This window comes from Amycolatopsis azurea DSM 43854 (genome assembly GCF_001995215.1).
GTDB lineage: Bacteria > Actinomycetota > Actinomycetes > Mycobacteriales > Pseudonocardiaceae > Amycolatopsis > Amycolatopsis azurea.
The window spans coordinates 1-7,679 of sequence record NZ_MUXN01000044.1; the positions used below are offsets into that span (position 1 = coordinate 1).

Below are 7,679 nucleotides of genomic sequence, written 5' to 3' on the forward strand. Positions count from 1 at the left end.
CCCTGGTGATGGCGATCCCCGCGGTCAGGTCCCACCGCGGCCCGCGACGCCGCAAGCCCGCCAAGCTACACGCAGACAAGGCCTACGACCAGATCGCTCTCCGACGATGGGTCCACGACCGCGGCATCACAGTCCGCATCGCCCGCAAAGGCATCGAATCCGCGGACAAGCTCGGCAAGCACCGCTGGGTGATCGAGCGAACCATGGCCTGGCTCACCGGATACCGCCGCCTCACCCTGCGCTACGAACGCAAAGCCGAACACTTCCTCGCATTCCTCACCCTCGGAGCCGCCCTCAGCTGCCACAAGAAACTCCGAAAACTCACCACGTAAGACACGCTCTAAAGGAAGACCCGCGCGACACTGAGAGGCGGCAAGGTTGGCCTGAGCATTGGATGCGCAAACCCTTCGTGCCAAAACGTCGCCGATCTCGCTACCCCGACCTCGTGACCATCATCGTCGACGCCTGGGCGGGTCATTGAGGTGCGGTCGCGGCGCGGGGTCTCACATCGGATGCGCTGGAGCCGCCAGAACTCTGAAGTAGCGAACGCTGTCTTCGGCATCGTCGATCTGGGCGTCGAAACCGGCCACCAGTAAGGTGGCGTGAATTGCCTGGAGGGCAATCCCGTTTGCTTTGGTCACGTAGCTAAATAATCCGCTTGTGTCCTGGACGAGAGCCTTCTGCCGGTAGGCCGGACTGTTGGTCACCGGTGCCACCCAGTCCAACGTCACCCCAAAGGGGTGGATGCTGTGCACCCAGACATGTGCTCCTGGGGGTAGGTCGAAAGGGTCGCCGTTCGGTACGACCGACGCGGCGAAACCCATCCGTGTTAGCTCGGCCCGTACCTGTTCGGCCAAGTCCTTCCAGGATTCGATCGCATCGTCCGGCGCGCGATAAACAGGGTCATCGTCGATCTCTGCCTGTTTGATAAAAGGAAACGGACTGCTCACTTTTCACCTTGTCGCGAGACGGTTTACGGTTGACGGCGTCATCGTAACACTAGCACTGTATTGAACCGGTTAAAGAAGTGAAGTCGATCGCTTTCTGTCGTGCGGACCCTGGCGGCGGTAAACGTGACCGGACGCTCGGCGACCAGGGTCCGCACGAAAGGCGGTAGCTAGGTCAGAGTATGAGCATTATCTGCCGCCATTTGCCCTCTCCCTTAACAGAGCTAAAAGATTTTGGGTTTCATTTTCTGTCTCTTTGAGATAATACACACCGTATTTGACGAGCGTCTCAGGACTTAATTGTCCTTCGAGAAACTTCGCACATGCCTCACAAGGAGAGCGCTCAGTGAAGAGTTCAGTGATGTTCTTGATATCCAGCGCAGTGTTGTTAGGGTCAAGTTTACGCGCCTCTGCGATCTGCTTGTCGATCTCAGCGATAATCCGCCTCTCGGAGTGCAAACCGCTACCACTGAAGGCGCGAATGTATTCGTCGCCAAATCTGGGATCCAGCCAGCCTGGCAACTTGGCAACCGCAACATTGATTCCAGGGTTCATGCTGCCGACAGTCCGGCGGTACAGGTAGGCAAGGTCGCCGAGTTCATCACCCCATCGTCCGTACTGAATTTCTTTGAGACACAGGCCATTGCCCGCAACGGTGGCGTTCTCGCGTGCCTTGGCGAGTCCGGTGATGCACTTACCGGCCTTTTGCCCGATGAATCTCAGATCCAGTTGTGCCAGACTCGACCGTACCGCGATGCCGCTGAGGAAAGCTGCGTCGCTCAGTGCGGCGACCCTGGAGGCGAGTAGTGCTTCGGCGGCGAAGCCGGTGGCGAGGTCTGCGCCGATGGTGATGAGGAGCCCTGCGCCGGCGGCTTCGGCGAGGAAGCCTGCTTCCAGGCCGGCTAGCCCGGCGATCATTGGTGCGGTGCAGACCTCTGCGCAGTACAGCCCGACGGCGACGAGGGCGACGGTGGCGACGATGACTCCGGCGGTGATCCAGAATTGCTCGGTGTCCGCCTCGTCTTGTGCATCGGCGATCGCCTTGTTGATCAGATAGGTGAGCGCCGGGTTGTAGGTACCCTTCAAGCAGTTGTTGAATGCTACTTCGCTGTGACCTTTGAATTGGTTGCAGATCGCGACATTGCGTTCGGATTCGCCTTTGGGGTCGGCGATCATCCGGTTGATCCGGTTGGCCCGGTTTATGCAGTCGTCGTGGTCCGGGCCTGCTGGTACGGCTTCACATGCTTTTTTGGCGTCGGCTTCGAACTTTGCCCGGGCGTCGGCGATCTCCGTGTTCGCTCTGTCGATCGCCTTCTTGCGGGCATCGTGGGCGGCGGCGACGGCCGCGTTGGCATCGGCGCCCGCGTCCTTTGCCGCCTGGTACGCCGCGCGCGCGGCACTCTCGGCGCTGCGCGCATGGCGGAACGCGATGTTGGCCGAGCCCCTGGCGGAGATCGCTGATCGGGTCGCGCTGACCGAGGATTGTGAGGCACGGGTTGCGGCTTGTTGCGCCACGGCTGCCGATTGAGCGGCCTGGCGAGCGGATTCCTCCGCTTGATTGGCCGATTCTCGGGCACGTTGCGCATGGCCGCGCGCAGCGTCGGCGAAGTCTTCGGCGCGGTTCGCGTGGTCGGTGGCTTCTGCTGCGGCGTTACGTGCCGTAGCCGCGACCGCCTGAGCCGTCTCGGCGTTCTGTGAAGCTGTGGCCGCGACCGCGGTGATCTCTGCCACCATCCCGGCGGCGGCGGCCTGGTGTGCGGCCGCCTCTCGGTCGTGTCGGGCGGCGATATACTGACCGCTTTCCCGATAGACACGGACGAGATTGGGGGAGCCGTCCAGCGCGGCTTGAGACAGCATCCGCACTTCTGGGCCGGTCGCCGGATTGGCGATGAGCTAATTGAGCGTGATCCGATCGTCGTTCTCGCGGGCGATGTTCTGCCCGGTGTCGAGAAACTGCCGGTACGCAGCGATGTCCTGGCTGTCCAGTGCCTTCTGTGCGGCTGCGGCGACCGTGGCATCGCCACGCTGACGAGCGGCGGCCAGGGCCTGGTTGACCAGGATCCGGTACTCGGCATCCTGACCAGCGTAGGTCGGTGACGCCAGGAACCGTTTGACGTCCTCGTCGGTACCTGCCAGAGCCCGCTCGCCCGCTTCTTTCTTGGCAGGAGAGCCGTCCGCGATCAGCTCACGGATCGTGTCCCGGTCATCCAACGCCGCAGCCCGCGCGAGACCTGCCTTGATGTATTCCCGGACTTCCGGCTCGGTGCCGGCGAGCGCGCCTTCCGCGGCGGCCTTCGTCCAGGAACCCCCAACGGTCACCAGGCGCAGTGCAACCTTGCGCCCGTTGGCCACCACCAGGGCGGGGTCGGCATCCGGCGCGCTGGCCGCCTGCAAGAGTTGCCTAGTCTCGGCGTCACGCTGCTCTTCTTGAGCTGCGTTCCACTTTCGGGTCAGTCCCAGGCGGTCATGCGTTGCGGCCGCTTTTCGGGCGGACTCTGTGGCCTGCTCCGCGAGAAGGGCGATCCGTTCGTCGTCGGCCTTACGGGCGGCGTCGTAGAGCCGTTTGGCCTGGGCGGCGGCATCGATGGTTGTCTGGGCTGCCGCGCTGGCCGCGTTCGCGTGCTCGGTGGCGAGCCGGGCTGCATTCTCGGCTTCACCGGCATGGGCGGCTGCTTCTTCTGCGGCCGCTGCGGCGAGACCCGCGTCGAAAGCCGCCCGGAAGGCCAGGTCTCGCGCGATCAGGGCTGCCACGGTCGCTTCGACCGTGTATGCTCGCGCGGAAGCGGCCGCACGGTTGGCACGATCCGCCTGCCGCCGGGATTCCGCTGCTGCAGCTTCGGCCTTTGACGCGTCGGCACCTGCGCCACGCGTGCGGACTCCTTCGCTGCGTCGGCCGACTTTGTCGCGTTCTGCCCTGCCGACCCGGCTGCGTCTACGGCCTCCTTGGCCTTCCCCAGGGCTGTCTGGGCGAGGTCGAGTGCCTGGACGGCCTGTTGTGCGTTTCGTGAGGCGTCGGCCGCATCGATCGAAGCCTTGCTGGCATCCCCGGCACGTCCACGATCGGTTCTGGCGGCGGCCGCGAAGTGCCACGCGGTCGACGAGGATCTTCCCGCCTTGACAGCAGCCGCCGCCGCCCGTGTGGCCGCGTTGGCCGCGATACGCGCCGCCGCCGACGCCGCGTTGGCCGCCCCGATCGCGCTGACCGCCGCACTCGCGGCGCGGTTGGCCGCGTCAGCGGCTTGCTCGGCCGCTACCGCGGCACCTGCGGCGTTGTCCTTCGCCGCTTCGGCCGCTCGCTGAGCGAGTTCGGTCGCCTGCCGCGCCAGATCCGCTTCAGCCAGAGCCTTCTCAGCGGAATCTTTGGCCGCCTGCGTTTCTTCTGCGGCCTGCCGCCCCGCAACCGTGGCCGCGGCGACCAACTCGGCAATACTCGCTGTTTCTTGATCGCGAGCTTCGGCTACTTCCCACTCGCGCGTGATGAACAGCCGGAGCGCGTCGACGTTGTCGCGATCCAACGCGGTCTGCGCCGCAGCTTTGACCGACGGCCCGCCAGCCGAGAGAAGTTCACGACCGGACCCAATCCCGCGACCGGCACGGCCCGCACCGAAGAGCAGGTCTACGACGCGTCCGGCCGGGTGGTGGCGAAGGCCACCTCGGGCGACTGGATCTGCACGACGTACGACAGCCGCGACCGTGCCATCACTGAAAAGATCCCCGCCAACGCCGCGGAAGGGGAACGGACGGTCACGACCAACTATGCGGTCGGCGGCGACCCGCTCACCACCTCGGTGGCCGACGTCCATGGCACCATCACCACCCGGACAGACCTGCTCGGTCGCACGGTCTCCTACACCGATGTACACGGGACCCGGACCGAATCGGCCTATGACCTCGCGGGGCGTGGTGTCGAGGAGAAGGTCACCCCACCGGATTCAGCCGACCAGCCGCAGTTGACAGCAACCACCTACGACGACGCCGACCGGATCCTCACCACCAAACTCGGCACTACGGCCCTGGCGACTTCGACCTACGACGCGGCGGGTGAACCGGCGACCGTGACCTACGCCAACGGTGCGACCCTTACCGGTGTCGAGAAGAACAACGCGGGCCAGGCCACCGGGCTGACCTGGAAGACCAGCGACAACAAGACCGTGGTCTCACGGGTGGCCCGTACCCGGGCTGGGACGATCATCGACGAGTCACTCGACGGCGTCGACGCCCGCCCGGATGGCCCCAACTATCTCTACGACAGCGTCGGCCGCATGACCGAGGCCTACGTCAGAGGACACCACTACACCTACGACTTCACCTCGACCGCGGGCGCGAACTGCCCGACCGGAACGCAAGCCAACGCCGGACTCAACACCAACCGCGTCCGCCTGCTCGACCAAACGGAGGCGGGCACCGCGGAAACCGGATACTGCTACGACGCCGCCGACCGCCTTCTGGCCACCACAGGCGCCACGGGCATCACCGGATTCGGATACGACACCCATGGCAACACCACTCAGTTCACCAACGGTGCTTCCACCACTTACCTGGGCTGGGACTCCACCGACCGCAACCTGACGGCACGCGTTACCGGTCCCGACGCCGCGGACCTGTCCTACGTCCGCGACGCCACAGACCGGATCACCACCCGGTCGGCCACCCAAGGTGACACCGCCGCCCAGATTCTCTACTCCTATACGGCGCCGGGCGACGGGTCCGACCTCACCCTCGGACCCGATAAACGTGTCCTCACCCGCACCATCAGCCTGCCCGGCGGAGTCCTGTACAGCCTCCCCGCGAACACCGGCGTCGCGCCGACCTGGGATATCCCCAATGTTCGCGGCGACATCGTCCTGACCACCGACAACACCGGGAAACAGGTCGGGGACCTACGGGCCTACACGCCCTACGGCGAGCCACTGAACCCCGCCGGGGCCGTCGACAACGACAACGTCCCGGACAACGAGCCCGGCCAGATGGACAACGGCTGGCTCGGACAACACCAGCGGCTTTTCGAACATGCCGGCGCGCTCGCTCTGGTCCAGATGGGCGCCCGCCCCTAAAGCCCGATACTCGGCCGATTCCTGTCGGTCGACCCCGTCGAAGGCGGCTCCGCCTACGACTACGACTACGTCATCGCCGACCCCATGAACAAAACGGACCTCAACGGCCAGTGGTGGTCCTGGCTCGAGAAAGCGGCGGACTTCGGCCGCAAGGCACTCGACAACCCATGGGTCCGGGGTATCGCGGTCGGCGTCGTCGTCGGTGCCGTCTGCGTGGGCACGGCCGGTGTAGGTTGCGCGGTCGGCGTCGGGGCACTGGCCGGAGCCGGGTTCGGTGCCGCCAACTGGGCAGCGAACCACCGCAGCGAAAGCCCGGTCCGGCATATTCTCGGTGGCGCCGCACGCGGAGCGATGGGATTCGGGATCTCCCGGTTCGCACAAGTCAAATTCCCTGTCAGTGCGAGCCATCGAGCCCGTGGTGGCTTCGTATCCAGGTATGGCAACGCCAAGAGGAGCTCCAGCCCGTCCCGCTTCTGGGCGGTAGGCAGGTACTTCCGGCACCGGAAACAGGTCAGATTCAAGAACCGCTACCGGTAAGCGGAGACCTGAGTATCGCCTTCAGGTAGGTCTTCGTCGCAAGACTCGGCAGGTAACATGACGAACCGGTGCTCGGGGTGCTCGATGCGGTCGAACACCCCGAGCACCGACGTAAGGATGATCACGTCGGTAGGGTGCGAATTGAACCTTGGTATGGACATCAACGGTCAGATCAGGAGAAGCCGGCTCATCAACTGGCTGGCTGCCGCTATCGTCGCCATCTTGGCCTCGTACGTTCCCTATGATCACGCTCTCGAGGGACTTGCGGTTCCGCCTCTCTTAATATCGCTCACGTTGGCCGTGGTGCTGCTGGAACTCATCCGACGAGGCGGCCTGCGCGCACGCCTGACATGGAACTCTCACGGCGTCGACCTGGTCTATGCCTTTCGTAATCGACATATCAACTGGCATGACATCAACGACATCCAGGTAGCAAGCAGCCGAATCAACCTCATCACGAGCGCGGAAACCGTGTCCTGGGAGTTCGATCAACCATGGCTGCTATCGAAACTGTCCCCTCGTTACGCCCGCCGGGCCGACCACCACCAGCAGGTGCTGCAGGAAGCCATGGCGGCCGCACACACCGTCGATCTTCCTACGCAAGCCCCTATGGAAGTACCTGCCGATCGCTCGTTCTGGGTGTATACGTTGCTGATCCTTGTTGTCGGATTGACACCCTGGTTCGGTTCGATCATTCCCTGAAGTCATCTCACTGGCGGTTCCGGAGGTGTTCACAGTTGCCGTTGCATGCCCATCAGTGTTGCACTCAGCGTCGCCTGCACGGCTATGAAGTCGGTCAGGACCTGATTGCCCCTGGCGAACAGGGTGGAGACCTGGTCGACGCCGGCCAGGTTGTTGTATCCGGCGACTGATGCCGCGAAGAACCTAGCGCGCAACCGCGATTTCTACAGGTCGGTGTCACCGAGCGGGAAGTGCACTTTGTCCCAGAGTCGGCGGAGCGTGAGCAGGGCCGCTCGATTGGTCACCGTGATCTCAGGTTTCTGCTCGTGCGTTGTCCGGACGATGAGGCCTTGTTGCTCGAGGTAGGTGAGTGATTTGCGGAGCCGGTTGTTGGTGTAGCGGCCGTTGTGTTTCGTTGCCGCTGCTTCTGCGGCGGGTGATGAGCTTCCCCCGGTTGTCC

Annotated in this window: 10 protein-coding genes; 5 read left to right on the forward strand and 5 right to left on the reverse strand. The window is 64.2% G+C overall.

Features of this window, described 5'->3' with window-relative positions; all coding sequences use genetic code 11:
* Positions 1-332: transposase (locus B0293_RS42290; RefSeq protein ID WP_143254778.1), on the forward strand; the 332-nt coding region annotated here is incomplete at its 5' end.
* A 171-nt stretch (positions 333-503) separates the two neighbouring features.
* On the opposite strand, the gene B0293_RS42295 is transcribed toward B0293_RS42290, so the two are convergent.
* The 3 genes from B0293_RS42295 to B0293_RS42305 form a co-directional block, all read right to left on the reverse strand.
* The gene (locus B0293_RS42295; RefSeq protein ID WP_077241522.1) at positions 504-950 is read right to left on the reverse strand and encodes a hypothetical protein; all 447 of its coding nucleotides are present in this window, start codon (positions 948-950) and stop codon (positions 504-506) included.
* 186 nt (positions 951-1,136) lie between these two features.
* Positions 1,137-2,804, reverse strand: coding sequence for a nucleic acid/nucleotide deaminase domain-containing protein (locus tag B0293_RS43435; RefSeq protein ID WP_077241523.1), 1,668 nt, complete (start codon positions 2,802-2,804; stop codon positions 1,137-1,139).
* A gap of 36 nt (positions 2,805-2,840) precedes the next feature.
* Entirely contained in the window at positions 2,841-3,698 is an 858-nt protein-coding gene (locus tag B0293_RS42305) for an ALF repeat-containing protein (RefSeq protein WP_052014643.1), read from the reverse strand.
* Between the two features lie 363 nt (positions 3,699-4,061).
* Here B0293_RS42305 and B0293_RS43440 point away from each other — a divergent pair, with 363 nt between their 5' ends.
* From B0293_RS43440 to B0293_RS42315, 4 genes are all read left to right on the forward strand, one after another.
* A complete protein-coding gene (locus tag B0293_RS43440) occupies positions 4,062-4,247 on the forward strand; it encodes a hypothetical protein (protein WP_143254779.1) in 186 nt (61 codons plus the stop codon).
* Complete coding sequence (locus tag B0293_RS44610; RefSeq protein WP_005168385.1) at positions 4,187-6,001, forward strand: hypothetical protein; 1,815 nt, start codon at positions 4,187-4,189, stop codon at positions 5,999-6,001. The genes B0293_RS43440 and B0293_RS44610 overlap by 61 nt, the downstream gene beginning before the upstream one ends.
* Positions 6,002-6,085: 84 nt before the next feature.
* Positions 6,086-6,538: a hypothetical protein gene (locus B0293_RS44065; RefSeq protein WP_052014640.1), complete on the forward strand. Its 453-nt coding sequence runs from the start codon at positions 6,086-6,088 to the stop codon at positions 6,536-6,538.
* Between the two features lie 117 nt (positions 6,539-6,655).
* Positions 6,656-7,240, forward strand: coding sequence for a hypothetical protein (locus tag B0293_RS42315; protein WP_143254780.1), 585 nt, complete (start codon positions 6,656-6,658; stop codon positions 7,238-7,240).
* 29 nt (positions 7,241-7,269) lie between these two features.
* Here B0293_RS42315 and B0293_RS43635 read toward each other — a convergent pair whose 3' ends face one another.
* Together B0293_RS43635 and B0293_RS44070 are read right to left on the reverse strand one after the other, a co-directional pair.
* The gene (locus B0293_RS43635) at positions 7,270-7,434 is read right to left on the reverse strand and encodes a hypothetical protein (RefSeq protein WP_005168384.1); all 165 of its coding nucleotides are present in this window, start codon (positions 7,432-7,434) and stop codon (positions 7,270-7,272) included.
* A gap of 9 nt (positions 7,435-7,443) precedes the next feature.
* The coding region (locus B0293_RS44070) for a hypothetical protein (protein ID WP_211284421.1) at positions 7,444-7,679 on the reverse strand (236 nt) is incomplete at its 5' end.

Bases quoted from the DNA above. Each gene is read 5' to 3' on its own strand.
- B0293_RS43435 (WP_077241523.1), bottom strand. From the start codon at position 2,804: ATGCTGTCTCAAGCCGCGCTGGACGGCTCCCCCAATCTCGTCCGTGTC.
- B0293_RS44065 (WP_052014640.1), top strand. From the start codon at position 6,086: ATGAACAAAACGGACCTCAACGGCCAGTGGTGGTCCTGGCTCGAGAAA.
- B0293_RS42315 (WP_143254780.1), top strand. From the start codon at position 6,656: ATGATCACGTCGGTAGGGTGCGAATTGAACCTTGGTATGGACATCAAC.